General features: G+C 37.3%; 17 protein-coding genes. 8 read left to right on the forward strand and 9 right to left on the reverse strand.

All coding sequences use genetic code 11. The annotated features are described in order from the left end of the window. Positions 1 to 57 precede the first annotated feature (57 nt). On the forward strand, positions 58 to 1,962 hold the full coding sequence (locus FJA49_RS15965) for an ABC transporter ATP-binding protein (RefSeq protein WP_140002073.1): 1,905 nt from the start codon (positions 58 to 60) through the stop codon (positions 1,960 to 1,962). 32 nt (positions 1,963 to 1,994) lie between these two features. Here the strand turns inward: FJA49_RS15965 and FJA49_RS15970 are convergent, their stop codons facing one another. Continuing rightward, positions 1,995 to 2,984, reverse strand: a complete 990-nt coding sequence (locus FJA49_RS15970) for an App1 family protein (RefSeq protein ID WP_140002075.1) — start codon at positions 2,982 to 2,984, stop codon at positions 1,995 to 1,997. A 60-nt stretch (positions 2,985 to 3,044) separates the two neighbouring features. Between FJA49_RS15970 and FJA49_RS15975 the strand changes: the two genes are divergently transcribed. Then, positions 3,045 to 3,920, forward strand: coding sequence for a diacylglycerol/lipid kinase family protein (locus tag FJA49_RS15975; RefSeq protein ID WP_140002077.1), 876 nt, complete (start codon positions 3,045 to 3,047; stop codon positions 3,918 to 3,920). A gap of 334 nt (positions 3,921 to 4,254) precedes the next feature. Here the strand turns inward: FJA49_RS15975 and FJA49_RS15980 are convergent, their stop codons facing one another. The 5 genes from FJA49_RS15980 to FJA49_RS16000 all read right to left on the reverse strand — a co-directional run bounded on the left by FJA49_RS15980 (position 4,255) and on the right by FJA49_RS16000 (position 11,509). After that, entirely contained in the window at positions 4,255 to 5,403 is a 1,149-nt protein-coding gene (locus FJA49_RS15980; RefSeq protein ID WP_140002079.1) for an 8-amino-7-oxononanoate synthase, read from the reverse strand. Positions 5,404 to 5,467: 64 nt separating this feature from the next. After that, positions 5,468 to 5,950, reverse strand: coding sequence for a DUF1761 domain-containing protein (locus FJA49_RS15985; protein ID WP_140002081.1), 483 nt, complete (start codon positions 5,948 to 5,950; stop codon positions 5,468 to 5,470). An 80-nt stretch (positions 5,951 to 6,030) separates the two neighbouring features. Beyond that, complete coding sequence (locus FJA49_RS15990; RefSeq protein WP_394344089.1) at positions 6,031 to 7,365, reverse strand: TolC family protein; 1,335 nt, start codon at positions 7,363 to 7,365, stop codon at positions 6,031 to 6,033. Further along, complete coding sequence (locus FJA49_RS15995; protein ID WP_140002093.1) at positions 7,352 to 10,441, reverse strand: efflux RND transporter permease subunit; 3,090 nt, start codon at positions 10,439 to 10,441, stop codon at positions 7,352 to 7,354. Before FJA49_RS15995 ends, FJA49_RS15990 begins: the two co-directional genes overlap by 14 nt. 6 nt (positions 10,442 to 10,447) lie before the next feature. After that, complete coding sequence (locus FJA49_RS16000) at positions 10,448 to 11,509, reverse strand: efflux RND transporter periplasmic adaptor subunit (protein WP_140002095.1); 1,062 nt, start codon at positions 11,507 to 11,509, stop codon at positions 10,448 to 10,450. A gap of 398 nt (positions 11,510 to 11,907) precedes the next feature. Here FJA49_RS16000 and FJA49_RS16005 point away from each other — a divergent pair, with 398 nt between their 5' ends. Then, on the forward strand, positions 11,908 to 14,280 hold the full coding sequence (locus tag FJA49_RS16005; RefSeq protein ID WP_140002097.1) for a GAF domain-containing protein: 2,373 nt from the start codon (positions 11,908 to 11,910) through the stop codon (positions 14,278 to 14,280). Here FJA49_RS16005 and FJA49_RS16010 read toward each other — a convergent pair. After that, the gene (locus tag FJA49_RS16010; RefSeq protein ID WP_140002099.1) at positions 14,277 to 15,461 is read right to left on the reverse strand and encodes a Pycsar system effector family protein; all 1,185 of its coding nucleotides are present in this window, start codon (positions 15,459 to 15,461) and stop codon (positions 14,277 to 14,279) included. The two genes, FJA49_RS16005 and FJA49_RS16010, sit on opposite strands and share 4 nt — an antisense overlap. Before the next feature lie 34 nt (positions 15,462 to 15,495). Here FJA49_RS16010 and FJA49_RS16015 point away from each other — a divergent pair, with 34 nt between their 5' ends. Beyond that, positions 15,496 to 19,224 carry a metallophosphoesterase gene (locus FJA49_RS16015; protein ID WP_140002101.1) on the forward strand — a complete coding sequence of 1,243 codons (3,729 nt, stop codon included), beginning with the start codon at positions 15,496 to 15,498 and terminating at the stop codon, positions 19,222 to 19,224. Here FJA49_RS16015 and FJA49_RS16020 read toward each other — a convergent pair. Continuing rightward, complete coding sequence (locus FJA49_RS16020) at positions 19,207 to 20,079, reverse strand: NHL repeat-containing protein (RefSeq protein WP_140002103.1); 873 nt, start codon at positions 20,077 to 20,079, stop codon at positions 19,207 to 19,209. The genes FJA49_RS16015 and FJA49_RS16020 overlap by 18 nt on opposite strands. A gap of 136 nt (positions 20,080 to 20,215) precedes the next feature. On the opposite strand from FJA49_RS16020, the gene FJA49_RS16025 reads away from it, so the two are divergent. Genes FJA49_RS16025 through FJA49_RS16040 form a run of 4 tightly spaced genes read left to right on the forward strand, consistent with a single transcriptional unit; the run spans position 20,216 to position 25,187 of the window. After that, the gene (locus FJA49_RS16025) at positions 20,216 to 22,201 is read left to right on the forward strand and encodes an LTA synthase family protein (RefSeq protein WP_233590198.1); all 1,986 of its coding nucleotides are present in this window, start codon (positions 20,216 to 20,218) and stop codon (positions 22,199 to 22,201) included. Next, complete coding sequence (locus FJA49_RS16030) at positions 22,198 to 23,079, forward strand: diacylglycerol/lipid kinase family protein (RefSeq protein WP_140002105.1); 882 nt, start codon at positions 22,198 to 22,200, stop codon at positions 23,077 to 23,079. The genes FJA49_RS16025 and FJA49_RS16030 overlap by 4 nt, the downstream gene beginning before the upstream one ends. A gap of 32 nt (positions 23,080 to 23,111) precedes the next feature. Continuing rightward, positions 23,112 to 23,780, forward strand: coding sequence for a response regulator transcription factor (locus tag FJA49_RS16035; RefSeq protein WP_140002107.1), 669 nt, complete (start codon positions 23,112 to 23,114; stop codon positions 23,778 to 23,780). Between the two features lie 6 nt (positions 23,781 to 23,786). After that, a complete protein-coding gene (locus FJA49_RS16040; protein ID WP_233590202.1) occupies positions 23,787 to 25,187 on the forward strand; it encodes a sensor histidine kinase in 1,401 nt (466 codons plus the stop codon). A 95-nt stretch (positions 25,188 to 25,282) separates the two neighbouring features. Here FJA49_RS16040 and FJA49_RS16045 read toward each other — a convergent pair whose 3' ends face one another. Continuing rightward, positions 25,283 to 25,729: a KTSC domain-containing protein gene (locus tag FJA49_RS16045; RefSeq protein WP_140003014.1), complete on the reverse strand. Its 447-nt coding sequence runs from the start codon at positions 25,727 to 25,729 to the stop codon at positions 25,283 to 25,285. Positions 25,730 to 25,788 lie beyond the last annotated feature (59 nt).

A 25,788-nucleotide genomic window follows, 5' to 3' on the forward strand; every position in this document is an offset into this window, starting at 1 on the left:
GGTTGCCTGATTTGGCAGTACAAATTTACACATACAATTACAAAAAATATATAATAAATGCTTAATATACATAATTTATCAGTTTCTTTTGGCGGAACCTATCTCTTTGAAGAAATTACTTTCAGACTTGGTGCTGGCGACAGGGTAGGTCTTGTTGGTAAAAACGGAGCAGGGAAATCCACCATGCTGAAAATTCTTGCACGCGATATTGCTCCGGATACGGGAAGTATAGCTACCGAAAAAGAAGTGAGAATTGGCTTTCTTCGTCAGGATATCGACTTTGAGCAAGGACGAACTGTCTTAGAAGAAGCATATGAAGCATTTACAGAGATAAAAATTGTAGAAAAAAAGCTGGAAGAAATCAATGAGCAATTGGTTACGCGAACTGATTACGAAAGTGAAGAATACAATCAGATTATTGAGGACCTATCCGATTATACACATCGTTTTGATCTGCTAGGCGGATACAATTATGTGGGCGATACCGAAAAGATTTTATTAGGACTTGGTTTTAAGAGAGAAGATTTTAATAACCAGACCGAAACTTTTTCAGGTGGTTGGAGAATGCGTATTGAATTAGCGAAATTGCTTTTGCAGTCTAACGATATCTTATTGCTGGATGAGCCTACAAACCACTTGGATATTGAATCTATTATCTGGCTGGAAAACTTCTTGCGTAATTTCCCTGGTGTTGTAGTAATCGTTTCGCACGATAAGATGTTTTTAGATAACGTCACTAACAGAACCATCGAAATTTCTCTGGGTAAAGCCTATGATTTCAATAAGCCTTACTCACAATATTTGCAGTTGCGTCAGGAAATCCGCGAAAAGCAATTAGCTACACAAAAGAATCAAGCGAAGAAAATAGAAGAAACAGAAAAACTGATTGAGAAGTTCCGTGCGAAAGCTTCAAAAGCATCGATGGCGCAGTCGCTTATCAAAAAACTGGATAAGGTTGAAAGAATCGAAGTGGACGAAGACGATAATTCTGTAATGAACATTTCGTTCCCGGTTTCTGTAACTCCAGGAAAAGTAGTTATCGAAGCGGAAGACGTAACCAAAAGTTATGGCGATAAGACGATCTTAAAAGATATTTCGCTTTTGGTGGAAAGAGGAAGCAAGATTGCCTTTGTAGGTCAGAACGGCCAAGGAAAATCAACTTTTATCAAAGCTATAGTAAACGATATTGATTATACGGGTACCATAAAATTAGGACACAACGTGCAATTGGGTTATTTCGCCCAAAATCAGGCTGAATATCTTGATGGTGAAATAACGTTGCTTCAAACTATGCAGGATGCCGCAAATGACACCAATCGCTCAAAAGTACGCGATATGCTGGGTTCTTTTTTGTTTAGAGGTGATGATGTCGAAAAAAAGGTAAAAGTGCTCTCAGGAGGCGAAAGAAACCGTCTGGCGCTTTGTAAATTGTTATTACAGCCTATCAACGTGCTTGTGATGGACGAACCTACAAACCACTTAGATATCAAATCAAAAAACGTATTGAAAGCTGCGTTGCAACAATATGAAGGAACTTTGCTATTGGTTTCTCACGACAGGGATTTCCTTCAGGGAATGTCGAATATCGTATATGAGTTCAAAAATCAAAAGATAAAAGAATATTTAGGCGATATTAATTTCTTTTTAGAGCAGCGTAATCTTGAAAACATGCGTGAGGTTGAAAAGAAAGATGCTGTCAAAAAAGAAGCTCCAAAAGATAAATCGTTATCCTATGACGAACAGAAAAAAAATAAAGCGCTTCAGAATAAATTGAGCAAAGTTGAGAGCCAGATTAAACAGCTGGAAATAGACATTCAGAAAGATGACAAGCTTTTGGAATCAGAATATGATAAACACATAGAAGACGCTTCTTTTTTTATTGCCTACAACAAAAAGAAAAAAGATCTCGATAATCTGTTAGAAGAATGGGAAACTGTTCAGATGGAAATCGAAAATTCTTAAAAGTAAAAAGCCGGAACTTGTTTCCGGCTTTTTTATAAACTCTCATGAAAATACTGTGAAGTAATGCCTATTCGTTCTGAATGTTCAATGGCTTCTTTGCTGTTTTTGAAATAACAGGTATCAACTCCCATCGATTCCATGTTAGCCATAGCTTCAGCGGCTTTAGTTTTTTTGCTTTTGCCTGTCTGTCTGATATAAACGGCTTTTACCGTAACCGGAAAAATTTTGCAGATGTTTTCGTATAAAAAAGGATCATGTTGCGAATCGTCTCCAAGCAAAACATATTTCAAATGCGGATAAAACTCCAAAACATGCTTGATCTTTTCAAATTTATGATTGTGACTGCCTCTACCGGTAAAGAAAAAGTCTGTCAGACTGGTTTTAATGTCTTTTAAGAGCAATACGGCTTTAGGAAGTCCGTGTAGTTCTGTAAATTGAGTAATAAGCCTATAGAGGTTCCATTCGCTGCTAGAAACATAAAAAAAAGCATTCTTCTCTGTATGGCTATCTCTGCCGGCAGAACTCAAAGCATGGTAATGTGGCACAACATCTTCAAAAATCTTACGATCGTTCACATTCCTAAAAAGAAGGATATACAGTTTTTTGAAAGGATTTCGGGTATGGGAAACCAAAAAAGTATCATCAATATCCGATATAAAGCCCCAGTTTCCTTCATGTGGCCTGATATAACTGCCTTTGCTTGAGATTTCTTTATTATTATGGTAGGTACTGACTTTGTATTCGTTCCAGCCATACGCCAGATCCCGAGACAGTGGAATGCAAAATTTGAAATAACCATCATCCAGACTTTTTGTATGGATTTTCATGCCATGGTGTTCCAGATAAACAGAAGCATTTTTTTGTGTCTTTATCTGAAACATACGGATAACCGACTTGGCGTTCTTGAAATTTTTCTTCTGGAAATCGTAATCTTCTTTCGTTGTTGGCTTAAAAATATGCCCCATCACAATCAGTTCCTGATCATTTGCATAACCTCGGTATAACTTTAGGATTGGCTTCATAAATGTTTTATATTTATATAACGAAATAACAAATTACAAAAATTATAGCATACATAAGCCATGAACACGCAAAAGAATTATATTCTGGTAGTTAACCCAATATCTGGTGATGTTGATAAAACTGAAATTATTGACGAAGCTAAAAAATTTGCGGCAAAGGCAAACATACATCTGGTTATTTATGAAACAACCGGTAAAAATGACGAGTCCGAAATCCAAAAACTACAAGAAAAAAACAAGGCAGAGAGAATCATAATTGCGGGTGGAGACGGCACGATTAAGATGGTTGCGGAGGCTATAGAAAATCATGAAGTAATTTTAGGAATACTGCCTGCTGGTTCTGCTAACGGACTTTCTGTCGATCTCAATCTTCCGGACAGTCTGGAAGAAAATCTCGAGATTGCTTTTAATAGTGATTATATGGAAATGGACATGATTTCCATTAATGGTAAAAAAAGCCTACATCTGAGCGATATTGGAATCAATGCCGAATTGATTAAGAATTATGAGAACAGCAGTATTCGCGGCAAGTTAGGATATGCTTTGCAGGCTATCAATACGCTTGCAGGTCTTAAAGCTCCATTCCAGGCTGTTATAGAAACACATCTTGGGCGTATTGAAACGGAAGCCAGAATGGTGGTAGTGGCCAATTCACAGAAATATGGCACCGGCGTTGCAATCAATCCCGATGGCGTAATGAACGATGGTAAGTTTGAAATAGTAATCCTCAAAAACCTTGACCTGATTGTTTTCAGTAAAATACTCTCAGGAAATATGCCCATAGAAAATGGTGATGTAGAAATCATATCAACAGATAAAGCAGTCATTACGACTAATTCGCCGGCAAGTTTTCAAATTGATGGAGAATACTGTGGCGAAGTAACTCTTTTGGAAGTGGAAATTTTGCCAAATCAGATGAGGGTGGCGGTTCCTTGAGAAGGTACTAAGGCGCTAAGGTTCTGAGTGGCTAATGTTGTGTGTTTTGTTGTAAAAGGAGAAGTGGTTGAAAGTAAACATTTTTATGTATCCTTTTATTTGGTATTGATTTATCAAATCTGTGTAATCATTTTAATCTGTGGCTAAAAAAAAGCGGCTGAGAAGCTAAGATTCTGAGGTACTAAGTTTAATAGACTTCTTAAATCTGCGTAATTATTTTAATCCGTGATAATCTGAGTTCCAAAATAATAAAGAGGCGCTAAGGTTGGGTGTTTTATGTGTAAAAGAAGTAAATTTTTGTATCTTCTTTGATTTGACATAAACTTCTTGATAATTATTTAAAAGGATTTCGTTCTTTCCAAGCCAGTTCAGGTTCTAAATAGCCAAAAATACGAGAGATAAAAAGATTGATAAAAGAATTATGGTGTTTGATAAACCCATACATTTTTTCTGGGATAGCACCCACAGAGCTTTTGATTTCTAAAGCTGTCCTTGCAAAAATAATCTGCTTGAATCCTTTGTTTATGGAATGACAAACCATGTCATACAGCATATTGAGGTAAAGCATCTTTTCTTTTTGATGATTTTCATCATACCCTAAAAAGTAAGTATCTACAGCATCACCATTTTTAATAAGAGTATTGAAACCAATCATCTTTTCGCCTTCAAAATAACCATAAAACAGAAAGTTGTCTTTAAGGTGCAGTTTGAAGTTGGAAAAATGATGCTCAGGAAGATAAAAAGTATTGAACGGTGCATTTTTAGCCACGCAGTAATACAAGTCATAAATGGCCCTTTCCTGTTTTTGAATTTCTTCTAAAGAGAGTTTCTTTTTAATTAGGCTTTCTGATTTTTTCCGTGCCCTTTTATATTGGTCACGGTATTTTTTATTTAGTGCATTTATATAATCAGCTGCATCTTTCCAGTTCTCCCTGATAGTAAAGACCATATTAGGCTGTGTACTGAATTGGTAAAACTCATCAAATTCAGACAACTTGAAATGTTTAGCATCTTCTTTTTCAAAATCTTTGAATACCGTAATATGGGTGCTGATTCCTTTTTCACGTAATTTTTTTTCAATTTCTACGGATGCTTTTTTTAGCAATTTTAAACCATCAGCGTAGGGAAGGTCGGTGTCAAAAGCTAAAGCATTTTGGCCAGTAAACATATTATTTCCAATAATCAAGACTTTAGAGCTAAAGTTCTTGAAAATGAATTTTCGTATTGAAGTTTTTGCGCAATTGTCTCTTTCTCCATAAGAATTGACCTGACTCAGGTCTAAAAACTGTGAAAGCGCAATCCCCAAAAGTTTTTCGTCCTTAAAAAGACCAATAAAATGGCAAGTCATATTTTCAGGTGCTGCCGTTTCTAGTATTTTTAAATATGCTTTTGAAAGAAAGATGTTAGCCGATGCGAGGCTATCCCAATCGTTAGGAAGTTCAGAAGTTGAAGTAAAAAGCCTAAAGCTTAAAGTTGTTTCCAATTGCTAAAAAATAATAAATCCCGCCCTAAATAGGAATAAGGCGAGATTTTATGATGATATAAATTTAAATCCAGGCGCAAATAATTCCACCCATTATAGTCAGATTCACAATCCAATAACCGGAATTGATAAAAATAAATTTCCAGCTTTTTCTTTCAAACATGGCATTGATGGCAACCAGTGGGAATGTGAAAAACAATCCGGTCATGAAACCGTGTAAAGCGCCGTGTTTGAATGTTCTGTAGGCCGTTCCATATTGTGCCATGAAAGCATCATAAACAGGGCCGACTTTCTTAGGGTCTCCGCCAGTAACTCCTAAAACTCCCCATTGGTGGATAACCAAAAATTGCAAAATAAAAGCCATCAAAAAAGCGAATACAATGCTGAGTCCAAAAATTTTAGCCATGTTGGCGCCTTTTAATTTTTCTTCTGTAAGTCCGGCCGAATTCATCCAGGCAGTTCCAAAGACTTTTGGGTTATACCAGATAAAACCGACAACCAGTGTCGATAATGCTGCAACGAGCAATGCTAAAAAATTTACTTCCATGATTGATTTGTTTAAGAGTTTGTCATTCAAAGATAAGTAAATAACTTAACATTAAATTAAGAATATATCGGTAAAAAGGCTTAATTCTGAGAAAGTGATAAATTTCCTGCTAATTCTTTTAGATTAATTTCAGATACCTTAGCAGCGTATTGCGCATTGCTATTTCTAACTTTTGCGTTGACATAATTAAGTTGTGCTTCACGGAATTCCAATGGTGCAATAGTACCGATTTTGAACTTGGCCAAAGTAATGTCAAGGTTTTCTTTTGCAATTTCTTCGTTTTTAGATTCAAGTTTGGTCAATTCCAGATTGGTCAGGTAAGTCTGGTAAGCAGAAGACAATTGCGACCTCAAAGTTTGTAATTGCTGTTCGACAACAATCTTAGAGTTTTCTACCTGAATCTTAGCCGCTTTTTCATTTCGGTTTTGAAGTCCGCCATTAAAAATGTTCATACTTGCATTAAAGCCATAAGTAAATCCTTGTCCGGTAGACTGGGTGATAAAGCCTAAAGAAGCTTCGGTTCGTGAAAAATTATAACCTGATGTAATATTTACAGTAGGATAGCGACTGGCCTTGACTTGTTTGAGCTGTAATTCGCTAATCCGTTTATTGATAATCTGGGTTTGCAGTTGCGGATTTTGCTTTTCGGCTAAAGTCATCAGTTCCGGAAGCAGGAGTGTTTCGTCAATTGCAATTTCATCTACTACGGCAAATTCTGTTTTTACATCCCTGCCTAAAATTTCGTTCAGATAGATTTTAGTATTGGCATACAGTTCTTTCTGTCGAAGCAAAGTAGTAGTGTCCGTATTCAGGTCAACTTTTGCATTTAGGACTTCCAATTTTGATGCTTTTCCAATCTTATAGCGATTGTCGGCTGTAGTAACTCTTAAATTGGAGATTACGATAGCAGTATCAAGTGCTTTTAGTTGCTGTTGTTGCTGTACTAAATTATAGTAAGTCGAAATAACATCAGAAACTTTAGTAAAGATGGCAAGCTTAAGTTCAGCGTCACCTAATTTTTCTAATTCTTTTAACTGATCATAACGGGCAAACATTCGGAATCCGTCAAAAACAGTCCAGTTTAAGGCAACCCCATAATTAAGGTTCATATTTCTGGCGTTGTTAAGCTTGCGTTCTGAACCGTCAGATTGTGTTTGTGTGGTATTCTGGATACTGTTATTGTCTGTTACGTTGGCATTCAATTGCGGCATTACACCTGCATTGGCAAGACTAACGTTCTGCTGGTCGATTTTTAAATCGTTGCTGGCAATTTTTATCTCGTAATTGTTTTCCAAAGCAATCTTTACCGCATCTTCGACAGTTAGTATTTGCTGCGCTTTAGCTGTCATTGCAATGGCAAAAAAGAAAGCAATCTGAAAAAATATCTTAGTATTCATGCGATTATTCTTTTTCATATTCTTTTATGTTGTCAAATTCGGGTCTGTGTTTCTTTTCTCTAGACCACATAAAATAGATAGCAGGAATAACAAATAATGTCAATACCAACGAGAATAAAGTTCCTCCTACAATAACAACTCCCATTCCGATACGGCTGGTTGAAGCTGCTCCTAATGACAATGCAATTGGAAGAGCACCCAAAGCAATCGCCAAACTAGTCATCAAAATAGGACGTAAGCGTGATTCTGCTGCTTCCATGATCGCTTCCATTTTGTTTTTGCCCTGTTCCCGGAGCTGATTCGCAAATTCCACGATCAGAATTCCGTTCTTCGTCACCAGTCCGATAAGCATGATGGTTCCAATCTGGCTGAAAATATTCCAAGTCTGGCCAAATAACCAAAGCGAGAATAAAGCCCCGGCAACCGCCATAGGAACTGTCAGGATAATAATAAACGGATCAATAAAACTTTCAAACTGTGCGGCCAAAATCAAATAAATAAGCAATAATGCTAATCCAAAAGCAAAAGCAGTGTTGGAATTACTTTCTACGAAATCGCGCGATTCACCGCCAAGATCGGTTGTAAAGGTTTCGTCCAGGACTTTGCTTTTGATACGCTCCATAGCATCAATACCGTCACTGATACTTTTTCCTGGAGCAAGTCCGGCAGAAACCGTAGCAGACATATAACGGTTGTTATGGTACAATTGTGGCGGGCTGCTTTCTTCTTCAATAGTAACAAGGTTATCCAGCTGGATTAATTCTCCGGCCGAATTCTTAACGAAAATAGAAGTAAGGTCGATAGGTGCCTCACGGTCTTTTTTGTCAAATTGTCCCATTACCTGATACTGCTTTCCGTTCATCATATAATAACCAAAACGCTGGCCGCTCAAAGAAAGCTGTAACGTTTGGGCAATGTCAATTACAGAAACACCTAAACTTTGTGCTTTTTCCCTGTCGATAGTCACATAAATTTCAGGTTTGTTGAATTTCAGGTTAACATCAGTAATAGAAAAAGTAGGGTCTTGCGCAGCTTCATCCATGAATTGTGGAATCTTTTCCCTAAGTTTTTCAAAATTTTGTGCCTGAATAATATACTGTATTGGCAGACCACCACGTCGGTTTACGGCAATAGTAGGCTGTTCCGATACTGAAACCTTGGCTTCAGCATATTTTTTTGTCCATTTGGTAAGGTCTTCGGCTATTTCTTTTTGCGAACGTTTTCTTTCGTCAGGTTCTACTAAAGCAATCCTGGCTCGACCACTGTTTACTGATGCCGATCCAAATCCAGGAGAAGTAATAACCAAACTCACTTTTTTCTCAGGAATCGAATCGTTGATTAAATCGGATAATTCGGTCATGAAACGATCCATATAGTCATAGGATGCTCCTTCTGGTGCGGTAACGTTGACACCAATAAAACTTCTGTCGTCATAAGGAGCGGTTTCTTTTTGCAGCGTACTGAAAAACAAAGCAATCAAACCGATACAGATAATAAGGATAGGGAAACTCAGCCACTTGCGTTTCATAAATCGGCCTAAAGCTCCGGCATAACCTGAGTTAAGTTTTAAAAAGTAAGTTTCACTCCAATTATAGAATTTAGATCTTTTCTGTTCGCCACCTTTCATCAAATAAGCATTCAACATTGGTGTCAATGTCAAGGATACGAAGGCTGAAATCAAAACGGCTGCGCCAATTACCACACCAAATTCCCGGAAAAGCCGTCCTACGAAACCTTCAAGAAATATTACAGGAAGGAATACAGCAGCAAGCGTAATCGAGATGGAGATAACGGCAAAGAAAATCTCATTGGATCCTTTGATGGCCGCTTCAATTGGACTCATTCCTTCTTCGACTTTCTTAAAGATATTTTCAGTAACGACAATACCATCGTCAACTACCAAACCTGTAGCAAGAACAATTGCAAGTAGAGTAAGTACGTTTACCGAGAATCCAAAAAGCCACATGATAAAAAAAGTAGCAATCAAGGAAACCGGAATATCAATCAGCGGACGGAAAGCGATGGCCCAATTTCTAAAAAATAAATAGATGATAAGGACTACCAGTACGATAGCAATCAATAAGGTTTCTGCTACTTCTACCACCGCTTTTTTTACAAATACGGTATTGTCAATAGCAATGTTTAATTTGAAATCTTTTGGAAGATCTCTTTTTAATTGGTCGTATTGAATGTAAAACGCTTTTGCGATATCCAGATAATTGGTTCCTGGTTGTGGAATAATTGCCATCCCGACCATTTCCTGTCCGGAATCGCTCATTTTAGTTTCCAGGTTTTCGGCTTCTAATGAGGCATTTCCAATATCACTAAAACGCACTATTTTTTCTCCTTGAGCAAGGATAATAATATTGTTGAATTCTTCTTCGGTAGAAAGATTTCCAACTGTCTTAACGGTCAATTCAGTATTGGCACCGGTTAATTTTCCAGATGGTAATTCTACGTTTTGGCTTGCCAGGGCAGTCCTTACATCAGAAACGGTTACGCCATAAGAGGACATCTTGACCGGATCCATCCATAGACGCATTGCATATTTTCGCTGTCCCCAGATTTGTACGCTACTGACACCCGGAATGGTTTGTAGTCGTTGAGAAATGACATTGTCTGCATAATCTGAAAGCTCCAAAACGTTTTTGTTATCACTCTGTACCGTCATCGTAATGATAGGCTCAGAATCGGCATCTGCTTTTGAAACTACCGGCGGAGCGTCAATATCTTGGGGAAGACTTCGTATGGCCTGTGACACTTTATCACGTACATCGTTGGCTGCTTCTTCTAAATTTTTATCAAGATTAAACTCAATGGTGATGTTGCTACTTCCTTGATTACTAGAAGAAGTAATGTTTCGAATACCGTCAATCGAGTTGATGGCTTTTTCTAAGGGTTCTGTAATCTGCGACTCAATAATGTCGGCATTTGCTCCTGTATAGCTCGTTCTTACGGAAATCTGTGCCGGATCAATAGAAGGGAATTCTCGAACGCCCAGATAAGTATAGCCGATGATTCCAAAAAGAATCAGCATCAGATTCAAGACAATCGTCAGAACCGGCCTTTTTATACTAGTGGTGGATAAACTCATCGGGTATTAGTTTTTTATTTGGACTTTGACAGGCATTCCGTCTTTCAAGGTCATTACACCAGTAGTCAGTATGGTATCTCCTGCTTTAATACCGGAAGTAATCAGTATATCTTTATCAGTTCGTGCTCCTGTTTTTACAATTACTTCTTTCGCTTTTCCATTTTGAGAGGTAAACAGTTTTTTTCCATTTTGGATAGGAATCAATGCCTGCGTTGGAACCAGCAACGCATCTGGAATATTATCTAAAGGAAGTATTACATTGGCAAAAGTTCCAGGGAAAAGTTTACCTTCAGGATTTTCAGCAATGGCTCTAAGTTTTAGTGTTCGGGTAGCTACTTCAATTTCAGGTTCAATAGCATAAATCTTCGCTTTGAATTTTTCTTGTGAACCGGCAGTCGTAAATGTAAACTCGCCGTTGACTTTCATTTGCGAGGCATATTTTTCAGGAATAGAAAAAGTAATTTTCAATCGGCTTGTGTTTACCAGTTTTGCAATTACCGTGGTAGGCGTAACATAGGTTCCTTCAGAAATTGAACGGAGTCCTATTTTTCCTGAAAAAGGCGCACGTACCGTAGTTTTTGCAATTTGGGCGCTTATAAGTTGAGATTGTGCTTTGGCTGATTTGAAATCGGCACTGGCAATGTCATATTCTTCCTGGCTGATCGCTTCTTTTTGTAAAAGCAACTTTGCTCTTCGTTCGTTTTCAGAAGCCAATCCTTGTGCAGTTTTAGCTTGTGCCAGTTGCGCTCGTAATTCGATATCGTTTACTTTAAAAAGAACTTGTCCTTTTGAGACTGCTGTACCTTCGCTAAAATTGATGCTTTCCACAATCCCGGAAACTTCACTGCGTATATCAACTTGCTCATTGGCCTCAATAGAGCCGGAAAGCGAAAGTACATCCGCAAAATTTCGAGGCTGTACAACTACGCCGCTTACTAGTGATGGCTTTTTATTTCCTTGCCCTTTTCCGTTTTCTGATTCTGATTTTTTATTATTGATGATCCGATAAGCAATCATACCGCCAATACCAAGAAGCAGGATCGCATAAACTAGATGTTTTATTTTCATGAGAAAAGGGAGTTTATAATTTTATAAGTTAAGAAAAGACCGTAATACGGCACCGAACAAAACTAAATTTTATTCTTTAATCGGATGACTTTCTTTACTATACTTTAACATTTTTTATACATTCTTAAAGTTAGACTGCAAAACGGAGCGAAAGTTAAATTAAGATGCGTTTTATCGATTTTATTTTTTTTTAGCTAATTACTTTTCTATATTAGCTAAGTAGTAAATTTAAAACCGAATCCCAAAAAGCAGTTCGCTGTTTTTCAAAATAAATAGTATTTAGTTTTTAGATTTTTATTTGAGAAAGCTGTCATTTTTAATGATGGCTTTTTTGTTTTCTTTTGGATTTGCGAATCTTTTATTTTCGTAAATTTGCCTACAATTTGAATCCTCAAAATATGAAGCATATTCTCGATAATCTCAGTCCTTTTAAAGTCAAGATTTCTTTTGCGAAAGTTATTGAGGTTTTGGAAGAAATAGCAGGTTCAGATGTAGATTATCGTGCGGCCTACGCTAAAGGATTGTTGAAAGAAATAGAGCCTTATCCAGAATTGAGAGATGGCATTGAATCCTATCAACAAATCGAAAAGCACTATGAGCGTATCAAGTATCTTTTGGCCGATCTGTTTCCTACTGCTTTGACGAATAATGAAATCAAGGCTGTAGCCGTTCCGTTTGATAATTATATTTTTAATACAACGGAAAGGCTTAACAAGATTATCAAGGAAGCCGGTGAAGATTTTGATATTATGATTAGGGATTTTGATGAGCATCCATTTTATGTCATGAATTGCTGCATTATCCTGAATGCTTATTATGGCTGTAAAATTGATTTTGGTACGCCTATTTTTTATGATATTCCAAATGCGGATGGTGTCATAAAACATTACAGAATTCTTTATAATGCCGATTTTCTGGAAATATTCCCAACAGAAAAATCAGTTGCACTTACCCAGGAAGACATCAATTTGCTAATTGATAATTATGACGATTTGGCGCTTTGGAAGGAGAAATTTCCTCCACAAAGCTGGATACTGAAGGGTTTTGTGATTATGACCCTTTATGATAATTCGGTTGAAAGCGCTATTTCTAACTTGAAAAGTAATCTTCTGAGCAATAATCAAGATTCAGAATTCAAGAAAGAAACAATAGAAAACATCTTTCGTTCCATATATAGAATTCCAGACCTTAGAACGGGTTTTGCGGCATTTAGCAGCGATTTTTCCCGATTGAAGAAAGCAGATTTTGATGAGGAAATGCACAGCTTTTTGCTGGAAGGTTTAGAAGATGATTGCCGTCATGCTTTAGGTGAATGTTCATTGGAAACTTTGATTGGGCAAAAAAAATACTTCATTATTTCAGATGTAAAAGAATTCCTGATTACGAACCCTGAAGAAAAAGGACTGGCAGAACACTTGCTTGCGCAGAATGTGCAAAGTTGCATTTTTGCTCCCCTCGTTAAGGACGAGAAACTTTTGGGTATTGTGGAACTCGTGTCTTCGGAGCCTAAGCTGTTAAACAGCATTAATGCTAATAAGCTGGATTTGGTCATGCCTTTTCTGGTAGATACTATTGATAGGTATTTCTCAGACATGCAAAATCAGATTGATGCGATAATTCAAAAAGAATATACGGCTATCCATCCAAGCGTTTACTGGAAATTCAGGGAAGAAGCTTCCTTGCATACTACCGACAAAAATGCAAGGGATTTGCCTTTTAAAGAAATTGTATTTAAAGAAGTATATCCGTTATACGGACAAATTGATATCAAAGGATCTTCTGTAGCCCGAAACGAGGCTATTGAAAAAGACCTTACGGTGCAGATCGAAAGGCTTCTCAGATTACTTCGTTTTGTTAGCGATAACCTGAAACTTCCGGTAATTTACCAGAATGTTTTTGAACTGGAAGATTTAGAAAAACAACTGAAAGAATCTTTAAAAGCAGACACTGAGTCGCTTATCCAAAGTTATGTGCTAAACGAGGTGCATCCGATGTTGCGTCATTTTAAAGATTCCAATGAAGTGGTTCGTGCAAAAGTTGAGACCTATTTTAAATCGTTAGACCCTAAAATAATGATGGTCTATGATGCAAGGAAAGATTTTGACCAGACGCTTTCATTAATCAATAAAAAAATGGCCTTTTTGCTTGATAAAAAGCAAGAAGAAGCCCAGTCGTTTTTCCCGCATTATTACGAGCGTTTTAAGACGGATGGAGTAGAACACAATCTTTATATAGGTGCTTCTATTGCACCGCAGCTGTCATTTAGCCATGTTTATTTAAGCAATTTGCGTTTATGGCAACTTCAGGCATTGTGTGAGATGGAAAACGAATATTACCACATGCGCCCTTCGCTTCCATATGATTTGGATGTGACTTCGCTTATTCTTGTTTTCAGTACGCCAATTTCGATACGATTCAGAATGGATGAAAAACGTTTTGATGTTGATGGAACTTATAATGCCCGTTATGAAGTAGTCAAAAAAAGAATCGACAAATCGAACATAAAAGGAACGGAAGAAAGAATTACTCAAAAAGGCAAGATTACGATCGTTTATTCACAACATCAGGAAGAAGTAGAATACAGAAGATATATTAGCTTGCTACAACATAAAAATAAACTGGGTGCTATCGAAACTTTTGAAGTGGAAGACCTTCAAGGTGTTACCGGGCTAAAAGCCCTGCGTGTGGAAATTCTGTACAGTAAGTCTGACGAATCTGAAAATGGTTATACCTATCAGGATTTGGTAAAAGAGTTGTCTATTAAGAATTAAACGGTCTTAAAGGCCCATACAAAAGCAATTACGGAAGCAATAATACCAAACATAAATACGGTATAAGTAATGCGCAATAGCTTGTATTTTCGGTTCAGGACTAATCCCAGATAATACAAATCCTTAATCATAGAATTGTAAAGATATTCCCTGTCTTTCATCAGCACATTCATGGCCCATTGGTATTCGTCCAAAGGCATTTTGTGGAAATTTCCAAAAAACAGAAGATTCACTTTTTTCTCCTCGATATCTTTTCGGGTAAAAAGGCCGCTTGTTACTTTTGGTCGTGTAGAAAGTATGGCGAAAATGATAGAAATAACACTAAACATCAACATCACGAAGGTTGGAACAATCAAGTGTGCGTTTGTCGGGCTATCCAGTTTAGGGATTAAAGTTGACAAGGCAATCGAAATGATGATTGCATTAACAGAAAGAAGAATGTTGGCTTTACTATCCGCAATCTGGCTGAGTTTGGTGTGATTGTTCAGCGTCACACGAAACATAGTATCGATGCCTCTTTCGGGAGTTTCAAACCGTTCCAGCTTTTTTTTGTTCAGAGCATCTTTTGTTTTTTCCTTTTTTCCTTTTTCCCAATCCGTAATTTTATCTTGCAATTCAGAAAGATTCAGGTCCTTTTGAGGCTGCCAGTTCGTTTTGGCGGAATCGGTATAAAAACGATGGTATTTTAAAAAGACAGTCCTGTTTTCTTTAGCCCATTCTAAATTGGAATATTCTTTATGAGCTACAATTTTCCATTCCTGGCGCAGCAACTCTGCAAAATTAGAATATTCTTTGTGTCCAAAATGAGAACAGTCCGCATCACGGATAATCATTTCCAAATGGTTTTCCGGTGAGCGTTTGAGTTCGGTAGCTATTATGAGTGCTTTAACTTTAGAAGTCTTATTATCTGGATATTCGTTTTCTTTAAGAAAATCCGCTGCAATCTGAGCTCCTTTTTCTTCGTGTTGTTCCGCTCCGCTAATATATCCGGCATCGTGAAACCAGGCCGCAATTTCAAGAATTTCTGCCTCTTCTTCAGAAACTTTTTCCCCTTTAATCAATAGGCGTACACTGTCAACAACCCTTAAAGTATGATTAAAATTATGGTAAATATAATCGGAAGATAAGTTATCTTTGAATAATTGAAATATAAAATTTTCAGCCTTTTGAAGAATATTCATATCAAATAAATTGAATTAAAACCACTACCAAATTATGAAATTATTTTGGCTTAATGTAACACGTAAACGAAATATAACACCTTTCAAGTATATCTGCTTGGTAATTTTTTTACAGTCCTGTGCTACAAATCATTCCCAGTTTGGTAGTAAAGAGCCCGTTACGATAAAAGATAATTTTGATAATCCCAAAACAATTTCACATACTTTCTATCTGGTAGGCGATGCAGGTAATGCCGATGAGCTCAAAGCACAGCAAATCCTTAAGCTATTTGAAGAGCGATTAAAGAAAGCAGATACAAACAGTACGTTGCTTTTTTTGGGTGATAATATTTACCCGCTTGGGATGCCTCCAAAAGACAGTCCTGACAGGAAAACGGCTGAAGAAAAGCTGAATATCCAGTTAGAATTATCAAAAGGTTTTAAAGGAAAAACAATATTCATTCCCGGAAATCACGACTGGTATAACGGAGTAGAAGGGTTAAAAGAACAAGAGAGGCTGGTTAACGAATATCTGAAAGAAAAAAAATCATTTCTTCCTAGAAAAAATTGCGGAATCGACCATCTGAATATCAATGATAATGTGGCGCTGATTGTGGTAGACAGTGAATGGTATTTAGAAGATTGGGACAAACATCCAACCATCAATAACGATTGTGATATCAAGACGCGCGAACAGTTTTTTGATGAATTGGAAAGCAGGCTGAACGATAACCAGAAAAAAATGACAATCCTTGCTATCCATCATCCACTGATGAGCAATGGAACGCATGGCGGAGAATTTTCTTTAGAAAAACACCTTTTTCCGTTAGAGAAAAAAATACCATTACCGGTATTTGGAACAATCATCAATTTGTTGCGTAAAACTTCGGGAATCAGCCCGCAGGACCTACAGAATAAAAAATACAATGCCTTTGTCAAAAGAGTCAAGACCTTGATACAGAACCGCAATAATGTGGTGGTAGTTTCAGGTCACGACCATAATTTGCAATATATTGATAAGGATAATATCAAACAGATTATCAGTGGTGCGGGGTCAAAACACGAAGCTGCAAGAGCAATCAATGAGAACGATTTTTCATTCGGACAGAATGGTTATGCAGTATTGGAAGTATTAGGAAATGGAGCTTCAAAAGTTTCTTATTATGGAGCCGACTCTAAAGGTAAAGAAGGACTTTTATACAAGCAACAGCCAACTTTTCCAAGACCAAAGCCAAATTTGAGAGAATATCCAAATAGTTTTCCTACCTCTAAAGATACAGCAGTTTATACGACTAAAATGACCACAAAAGGTGGTGCCTACCGTTTTCTTTGGGGCAAACATTATAGAAAAATCTACAGCACTCCAATAAAAGCCAGAAGCGTAAGCCTTGATACTTTGTATGGAGGACTGACGCCTACAATTTCTGGTGGAGGTCACCAATCCAAATCACTTAGGTTAGTGGATAAAGATGGTAAGGAATATGTAATGAGAGCGCTAAAGAAAAGTGCTACCCGATTCCTGCAGTCGGTTGCGTTTAAAGATCAGTCTGTAGAAAAAGATTTCCGTGATACCTATGCAGAAGACTTTATCATGGATTTTTATACGACTGCACATCCGTATACGCCGTTTGTTGTTTCTGAATTGGCAGACAGGGTTAGCATAAGTCATTCCAATCCGAAATTATTTTATGTGCCAAAGCAAAACAGACTGGCATTATTTAATGAAGAATACGGTGACGAACTTTATATGATTGAAGAACGTCCTATGAGCGCATTCAAAGACTTAAAGAGTTTTGGAAAACCGGATAAAATCGTTGGCACAGACGATGTTTTGGCAAATATTAGATCAGATGAAAAATATCAAATAGATGAACCGAGTTATATCAGGGCGAGATTATTTGATATGCTGATTGGTGATTGGGACAGGCATTCCGACCAATGGAGATGGGGCGAATATAAAGAAAATGGCAAAGTGATTTATCGTCCGATTCCGCGTGATAGAGATCAGGCATTTTCCAGATATGATGGTGCCCTGCTATCTATTTTGATGAACTTTCCGGCACTGCGCCATATGAGGTCATTTGACGACAAGCTCGATAATGTAAAATGGTTCAACCGTGAAGCCTATGCGTTGGATTTGGCCTTTATTACGAAATCTGATGAAAACGTATGGAAAGAACAGGCCAAGTACATAACTGATAATCTTTCCAATGCTGAAATTGACAAGGCTTTTGAAAAACTGCCAAACGAAGTTAAGGATGCTTCGATAGAAAAAATAAAATCAGACCTGAAAGCCCGTAAAAAACATCTGGAAAAGTACGCCCATGAGTATTATAAAGTGTTGCAAAAAACAGTGCTTATCGTTGGAACCGATAAAAAAGACCGATTTGTAATAACAAGAGATGGAAATGCAACTAAGGTAGAAGTATACCGTATTAAAAAAGACAAAGAAGAACTGATTCGTCAGAGAACCTACCATACTCCGGAAACCAGAGAATTATGGGTATATGGGCTAGATGATGATGATATTTTTGAAGTAAAAGGCGAAGGCAAGAAAAAACTTAAGATACGACTGCTTGGAGGACAAAATCATGATACGTATGATGTAGAAAGCAGCCGTAAGATAAGAATTTACGATTCTTCTACGAAAGACAATACGGTTGTCAATACCGGAAAAGGTGAGAAGATGCTTTCAGATTCTTACCTAATCAATACTTATGATTATGAGAAGCCAAAATACAATGTAGCGGCTGGCTATCCACTATTAGGATTCAACCCTGATGATGGTGTCAAGATAGGAGCAAGGGTGAATTATACCGTAAATGGGTTTAACAGATTCCCTTATTCGCAACGACATGTCATAGGTGGCAACTATTATTTTGCAACCAACGGTTTTGAATTGTTCTATAAAGGAATTTTTCCACACCAGATTGGGAAATGGAATTTTGTAGTCGATGCACTTTATACCAGCCCTAATTTTAGTGTGAATTATTTTGGTATTGGAAACGAAACGGAAAATCCGGATGATGATATTGATATGGATTATAACCGTGTCAAGATCCGAAGACTGAAAGCTACACCGTCATTGCAATGGACAGGCGAAATGGGCGGATCGGCAATCGTTCAGGCGAGTTTTGAAAGAGTAAGTGTTGACCGAACTTCAGGCCGATTTATAAGTCAGCCGGGAGTTATAAACCCAGATGTTTTTGACTATAAGAACTTTGTCGATTTTAGTGCCAAATATACTTTTGAAAACTATGATAATCCGTCAAATGCGACTTTAGGTATGGTTTTCTCGCTAATGGGAGGCTATAACATAAACATCAGTGATACGGATAGAAAATTCCCGTATGCAGAAAGTTCACTCGGATTCACTTATAAAATTTCAACCAGCGGCAACTGGGTTTTGGCTACGCTGTTAAAAGGAAAAGCGTTGTTTGATGACGATTTCGAGTTCTACCAGGCAGCAACTGTTGGAGGTGATACCGATTTGCGTGGTTTCAGAAATCAGCGTTTTTCAGGAAAACAATCGTTCTATCAAAGCACCGACCTTCGTTGGAATCTTGGAAAAATAGACAATGGCGTTGCACCGTTACGTTATGGCGTATTTGGAGGTTTTGATTATGGCCGTGTATGGGTGCCAAACGAAGAATCAGACAAATGGCACCAGGCTTATGGCGGCGGAATTTGGATTAATGGTGTAAACCTGGTTACGGGTAAACTATCACTTTTTAATTCGGCAGATGGACTCCGGGTTTCAGCAGGATTAGGATTTGGATTTTAAATCAGATAATTTAATCTCATAAAGATTACCTCCTGTTTTTTTGCTCTTTTCGTCCACGATAAGCAAGGTTTGATTGTCTTTAAAACAGACGCCTTCTTTTTGGGTCGCATCATTCAGTTCAAACATTTCAGTTTTTCCGTTTAAGAAATCGTCTGCTTTAAAATCAGAAAGTATCCATACTTTGCTAGAGCTAAGCAATGCGATTTTCTTTCCATCAGGACTAATATCTGCGCTGGTAATGGCACATTTATGGTAGTTGTCGCAAGCTTTAAATTTGCCTAACAATTGGGCTTTGTGATTGCCGCTTTGGTTTGGTACTTTATACAGCATAACCGTTCCATCAAATCCTTTGCTTCTGTTTTTAGTAAAGATGTAGAAATTTCCCTTGTAGATAAAGAAAGACTCTGCATCATAAAAAAGTTCCGATTTTTTAGGAGGAAATTGTTTTTGTTCAGGATAATAGAATTCTATTTTGGAAGGCGAAAAGGCAGTCTCGTTTTTTAGGTCGCCAGCATTGACTTTGTAGATGCATAGGTCTTTACGGATATTATCATTATTGCCAAAATCACCTACATACAAATTTCCTTCTTCATCAGCAGTCAGATCTTCCCAATCCACATTTTTTGCGTTTTCGAGTGTCACGGTATGCGAAATCTTTCCATCGGCAGCAAGGCCGTAAATCTTGTTCTTATTGCCACTGTCTTCGGCTACCCAAATAAGATCAGAGACTTTTGAAACTGCTACAGCAGAAGCTTCTTTTAAAGACAGTTTTTTGGTGTTGGTAGGTATTTCTTGTGATGTCCCCGAGCAAGAGAACAACATTGAAAAGATCAGGAGAAATGTAAGTGATTTCATAAGCAGATTTTAATACGTAAATATAAGAAAACGAGGATAAGGAAATTAAATTGCTCATTCTTAAGATTTACTTAAGACTGGCTTAACATTCCAATTTAATGTTTTGTTCACCGTTAACTTTGCAACAACAAACACTATGAATATGGAAGCCCCTAAGTCACGGTTTAAATTCGCATTTTCTTCATCACGATTTTCGCTGTTATGGAATTTTTTCAAAGGATTCCTCTTATTGTCATTGATGCTCCGCATTGTATTTATGCTATGGCAGATGAATGAAGTATCCTGGAGTCCAATAGCGGTAATAAGAACATTGGCAACCGGAATGTTTTTTGACATAGGAGTCGTTGGTTTTGTGGCCTTGCCGGGAATACTTTATCTGTTGCTGTTTCCAAACCGGTATGTTGGTTCTAGGCTCGATAGGATTCTTATCTATTTTTTCTTTTCGCTGACAGTACTGCTATTAGTATTTGTGTTTTTTGCAGAAATTACTTTCTGGGAAGAATTTCGTACCCGTTTTAATTTTATTGCTGTCGATTATCTCATCTATACGCATGAAGTTATTAGCAACATACAAGAATCATATCCGCTGCCGTATCTTATTTCAGGCGTAGCATTGATTACGTTTCTGATTGTGTTTTTATTTCAAAAGAAAGGTGTTTTTGCCTGGACATTTGCAGCAAAGGCTAGTGTGAAAGAAAAGCTTTCTGTATTTGCTGTTACTGCCGTATCGTTGTTGTTTTACATCGGATTCATAAAAAATAATCAGGCAGAATGGTCATCTAACCGTTATAATAATGAAATATCCAAAGCTGGAATCTACTCTTTTTTTGCAGAGTTTCGCAATAACCAGATGGAATATACACGTTTTTATACTTCTATAGATTCTAAAAAAGCATTTGAAATTGCAAGAAATCAGGTCAAACAATCAGACAGCCGTTTTTTGCAAAATGGGACTTCTATTCGACGAGATATAACAGATGCGCAGCCTTCTGATGCAAAACCTAATGTGGTTTTTATATTGATGGAAAGCATGAGTGGCAGCTTTATGAAAGAATTTGGTAATGAAAAAGGCATCACACCCTATATGGACAAGCTGGCACAAGAAAGTATTTTCTTTAGTAACCTTTATGCAACCGGAACCCGTACCGTACGTGGAATGGAAGCCGTAACCTTATGTATACCACCTACACCTGGACAGAGTATCGTAAAGCGACCAGACAATCAGGGACTTTTTACAGTTTCTAATGTTTTTAGAGATAAAGGATATCAGAACAGTTTCTTTTATGGCGGTGATGGTTATTTTGATAATATGAACAGCTATTTTGGAGGCAACGGTTTTACCATATATGACCGAGGTAGGGGAAGTGTACTGAGCGATAAAATCAAAACCCAGCGATATAATATTGATGATAACGAAGTGACTTTTGAAAATGCATGGGGAATTTGTGATGAAAATATCTATGACAAAATGCTAAAAGTAGCAGATGAACATTATGCAGCTAAAAAGCCGTTTTTCAATTTTGTGATGACTACCTCCAATCATAGACCTTATACCTATCCTGAAAATAAAATTGATATTCCTTCAGGAACGAATAGGGATGGAGCTGTCAAGTATGCCGATTTTGCGTTAGGGCAGATGTTGGAAAAAGCAAAAAATAAGCCTTGGTTCAAGAATACGGTTTTTGTAATTATAGCAGACCATTGTGCCAGCAGCGCAGGAAAAGACGAAATTGATGTTGCAAATTATCATATTCCGGCTTTTATTTATAATTTGCCGGCCCAAACACCGGAAAAAATTCAACAGCAATGCTCGCAGATTGACTTATTTCCGACTTTATTTTCAAAATTGCATTGGAATTACCGTTCTGATTTTTTTGGAAAAAATGTTTATGATAAGGAATATACAGAACGGGCTTATGTAGGAACCTATAGAAAGCTGGTTTACATGAAAAAGGAAAAAGCCATGATTTTATCCGATCAGAAGAAACAGGCTTTTTATGATTGGAATAAAGAAACCAATGAACTTAAGTCGATTCCGATGGACAAAAAGTTTTTGGAAGAAACCATTGCGGGTTATCAGGCTGCCGATTATTTATTTACAAACAAATTGCTTAAAGAATGACATACATTCATTTTATAGTTAACCCTATCTCAGGGAAAGGAAAACACAACATCACTAAAGAATTTCTGGAAAGCTATTTTCCGGGAACAAACTATAGGGTTGAAATCGACTATTCTAACTATAAAAAGCATGCAATTGCGTTGACAGAAAAAGCAATAAGCCAACAACCTGACGTTATTGTGGCTTGTGGAGGTGATGGCACTATCAGTGAAATAGCTTCGCAGTTGGTCAATACCAATATAAAACTTGGGATTATTCCTGTGGGTTCCGGAAATGGCCTGGCTTCAAATCTTGACATTCCAAGAAATATAACTCAGGCAATCGAAATCATCAAGAAGCAAAAATCGATAGCGATTGATTCAGGCAGAGTCAACCAATACTGTTTTTTTAGTAACATGGGACTTGGTATCGATGCTATGATTATCAAAAAATACGAAAGCACTAAAAAGCGTACACTTACGGCCTATGTGAATGCCTCTCTTAAAGCAAGTTCGCAGTACAAGCCACAAAAAGCAATATTGCGCTACAATGGTAAAGAACAAGTAGTAGATCCGTTTTTGCTTTTTATTTCTAATTCTAACGAAATGGGTTATAATATGAGCCTTACCCCAAAAGCCAGCCTTTCTGACGGATTTTTGGATATGCTGTATGTGCCTCGTATCGGCTTTTTTGAAAAAATGTTTTTTGGCGGATTGGTAGTAGCTAAAAAAAGCGAAAAATTCAAAAAAGCAGAACATGTTATGATTCAGAGCTTGAATGCTGAACTGCCGGATAGAATTTTTACTGATGTGCAAATTGATGGCGAATATCACAGGTTGGAAACCAATAAGGTTCAGGTGGATATTTTACCGAAATCGCTAAACGTATTGGTGGCATAATATTTTGACTGTTTTATATTAAATTGTTGGTTATGAACATTCTGGTAGCTGAAGACGAAATAGGTATTTCCAACTTCCTCAAGCAAGGACTTGAAGAAGAAAATTATATAGTGACTGTAGCCTCTGATGGAGAAAAAGCATTACGACTGGCTCTTTCACAATCTTTTGATTTGCTGTTGCTGGATTGGATGCTTCCCAAATTATCAGGAATAGAAGTTTGCAGGTCATTCCGAAAATCAGGAAGAACGGCACCGGTGTTATTTCTAACAGCCAAAGACACGGTACAGGAAACTATCGAAGGGCTTAAGGCAGGAGCCAATGATTATATCAAAAAACCATTCAGTTTTGAAGAACTTTTAGAACGCATAAAAGTACAGTTCCGTTCTGCTGTTACAGAAAATGCAAGCTATATGCTTGGGCCAATTCTTTTGGATAAAGAAAAACATCAGGTTTTTATCGATGACCGTGAGGTCTATCTTACGCAGAAAGAATTCTCTCTTTTGGAATACCTTATCAAAAATAAAGGAACCGTATGCAGCAGAAGCCAGATCATCAAAGAAGTATGGAACATCCATTTTGATTATGAATCCGGAGTTATAGATGTGTTTATCAATTCTATACGAAAAAAGCTTGGCCTACGAAAAGAAGAGGACTATATCAAGACTGTCCGTGGAATTGGCTATATTGCAAATGAAATCTAGCCTATTATGTCTTTATCTTTCAGAAACAGAATTGCTGTATACAACCTTATCAGTGCGGCAGCGTTAATCGCCATTGTTTTTGGAGTTGTCTATTCCGTAGTTAGGTTTTCCATCAATTATGACATTAACCATGATCTGGAAACAGAAATCCGTTACCATCAAGAGTTTGTAGAAAAACAGCCAATCAATCATCTCATGTTGGTTGAACCAAGTGAATGGGAGGAAAGCGAACATAACGAAATTAATGTCAATCCCGTATTTGTACAGATTTTTGATAGTAATGGCCAGTTTTATGAAAAATCCAGAAACCTCAAAGACGAAATCCTGAAATTCAAATACGGTGAAAAAGAAACCTATACAGAAGATACATTTCTGGATGGTAATCCTATAAGACAAGTACAGGCGCCCTTAATAAGTCATGGACATACTGTTGGCTATGTCATTATAGCCATGTCAATGGAACAGGAAATCCGACTTCTTGATAACTTAAGTCAGGTACTTATTATTGCTTTTTTTACAGTATTACTGGTCCTGTTTTTTATTACACGTTTTATTGCAGGTAAAAGTATTAGGCCAGCGGTCGATATTATCAATACGGCAAGTAAGATTACGAACAGCAATTTGGGAGAAAGGATAGAACTTCCCAAAAATAAAGATGAACTGTTTGAGCTGTCAACTTCCATAAACCAATTGTTGGATCGTATTGAAGACGCAGTTGTACGGGAGCGTAAATTTACTTCCGATGCTTCTCATGAATTGCGAACGCCTTTAGCCGTTATCCAGGGAACACTTGAGGTGTTAATCAGAAAACCGCGAAAAAGTACGGAATATGAAGAAAAGATACGGTATTGTATCAGCGAAGTAAATCGGTTAAACGATTTGGCAGATCAGTTATTATTGCTCGCTCGATTCGAAAACCAGAAAGCGGCAGTTCAGATAGAAAATATTGAATTAGATGAAATCATCCTTCAGGTTTTGGAACGCTATTCCTCAAGAATTGCAGCTAAGGATATTGCTTTAAGTTTTGAGTTCAGTGATCATTATAAAATACGTTCAGATGCTTATCTGGTATCTGTTATTCTTGAGAACCTGATTTCAAATGCAGTAAAGTATACCAAAGAAAAAGGCAAGATTGTAATTACCCTTGACGAATCAGATGGTAAGATTTCCTGCCTGATTGCTGACAGCGGCGTAGGTATCGCTCCTGAAGATTTGCAGAAAATTTACAATGAATTTTTCCGAGCCGAAAGCCAGCGACAATCCATCAAAGGCACAGGACTTGGCTTGTCAATTGTAAAGAGATTATGCATTCTGCTCAATGCGGAATTAAATATTCAAAGTGATTTGGGTAAAGGTACTACGGCTATAGTCACGTTTCAAGCTGGAGATTACCAGGAAACAATATAATCTTTTTGTAGTACAAGATTAACTCTGACACAATATATTGAAATAAAAAAAGCTCTTGAATTCCAAGAGCTTTTTTGTATATAGTAGTATGCAGATTAATCTTCTGCCATAACGCCTGCTTTTCTATAGATAAAGCTGCCGTAAATATGTCTTCTGGCAAAACGGCTTGGCGATTCAGCATTAACCATCTTGATATAAGTGTTTCTTGGTACACCGATATATTCGTATGAATTTCCATCCAAATGTTGAATTACCAAAATCTGCTTCTCATAATAAAAATCATGGATATTGGATTTGGAAGTAGTTTCCTCATATTCCGAACGGTAGCGCTCCTGAGTTTCTGGATTGATGCTTACCAAAAAGTGATAGGCTTCAATAACCGATTTGCTCTTTTCCTCAGCGTCCAATCTTCCAGCTTCGTCATCTACAAACTTATCAGGATGCGCATCCTTCATAGTATTTCTGTAGATTGTTTTTAATTCTTTTAGCGTTACGGTCTTGTCAACTCCCAAAAGCTTTCTGTGCTCAACAATTCTTTTCATAGTAATAGTACTTCCTTTTTTTATCGGCTGCAAAAGTAGTTAAATTAGAATGTAAAATC

This window comes from Flavobacterium microcysteis (assembly GCF_006385255.1).
GTDB classification, from domain to species: domain Bacteria; phylum Bacteroidota; class Bacteroidia; order Flavobacteriales; family Flavobacteriaceae; genus Flavobacterium; species Flavobacterium microcysteis.

Excerpts from the sequence above, each read along its gene's own strand:
- FJA49_RS15965 (WP_140002073.1), top strand. The coding sequence starts at position 58 with ATGCTTAATATACATAATTTATCAGTTTCTTTTGGCGGAACCTATCTC.
- FJA49_RS15970 (WP_140002075.1), bottom strand. The coding sequence starts at position 2,984 with ATGAAGCCAATCCTAAAGTTATACCGAGGTTATGCAAATGATCAGGAA.
- FJA49_RS15975 (WP_140002077.1), top strand. The coding sequence starts at position 3,045 with ATGAACACGCAAAAGAATTATATTCTGGTAGTTAACCCAATATCTGGT.
- FJA49_RS15985 (WP_140002081.1), bottom strand. The coding sequence starts at position 5,950 with ATGGAAGTAAATTTTTTAGCATTGCTCGTTGCAGCATTATCGACACTG.
- FJA49_RS15990 (WP_394344089.1), bottom strand. The coding sequence starts at position 7,365 with ATGAAAAAGAATAATCGCATGAATACTAAGATATTTTTTCAGATTGCT.
- FJA49_RS15995 (WP_140002093.1), bottom strand. The coding sequence starts at position 10,441 with ATGAGTTTATCCACCACTAGTATAAAAAGGCCGGTTCTGACGATTGTC.
- FJA49_RS16000 (WP_140002095.1), bottom strand. The coding sequence starts at position 11,509 with ATGAAAATAAAACATCTAGTTTATGCGATCCTGCTTCTTGGTATTGGC.
- FJA49_RS16005 (WP_140002097.1), top strand. The coding sequence starts at position 11,908 with ATGAAGCATATTCTCGATAATCTCAGTCCTTTTAAAGTCAAGATTTCT.
- FJA49_RS16010 (WP_140002099.1), bottom strand. The coding sequence starts at position 15,461 with ATGAATATTCTTCAAAAGGCTGAAAATTTTATATTTCAATTATTCAAA.
- FJA49_RS16015 (WP_140002101.1), top strand. The coding sequence starts at position 15,496 with ATGAAATTATTTTGGCTTAATGTAACACGTAAACGAAATATAACACCT.
- FJA49_RS16020 (WP_140002103.1), bottom strand. The coding sequence starts at position 20,079 with ATGAAATCACTTACATTTCTCCTGATCTTTTCAATGTTGTTCTCTTGC.
- FJA49_RS16025 (WP_233590198.1), top strand. The coding sequence starts at position 20,216 with ATGAATATGGAAGCCCCTAAGTCACGGTTTAAATTCGCATTTTCTTCA.
- FJA49_RS16030 (WP_140002105.1), top strand. The coding sequence starts at position 22,198 with ATGACATACATTCATTTTATAGTTAACCCTATCTCAGGGAAAGGAAAA.
- FJA49_RS16035 (WP_140002107.1), top strand. The coding sequence starts at position 23,112 with ATGAACATTCTGGTAGCTGAAGACGAAATAGGTATTTCCAACTTCCTC.
- FJA49_RS16040 (WP_233590202.1), top strand. The coding sequence starts at position 23,787 with ATGTCTTTATCTTTCAGAAACAGAATTGCTGTATACAACCTTATCAGT.
- FJA49_RS16045 (WP_140003014.1), bottom strand. The coding sequence starts at position 25,729 with ATGAAAAGAATTGTTGAGCACAGAAAGCTTTTGGGAGTTGACAAGACC.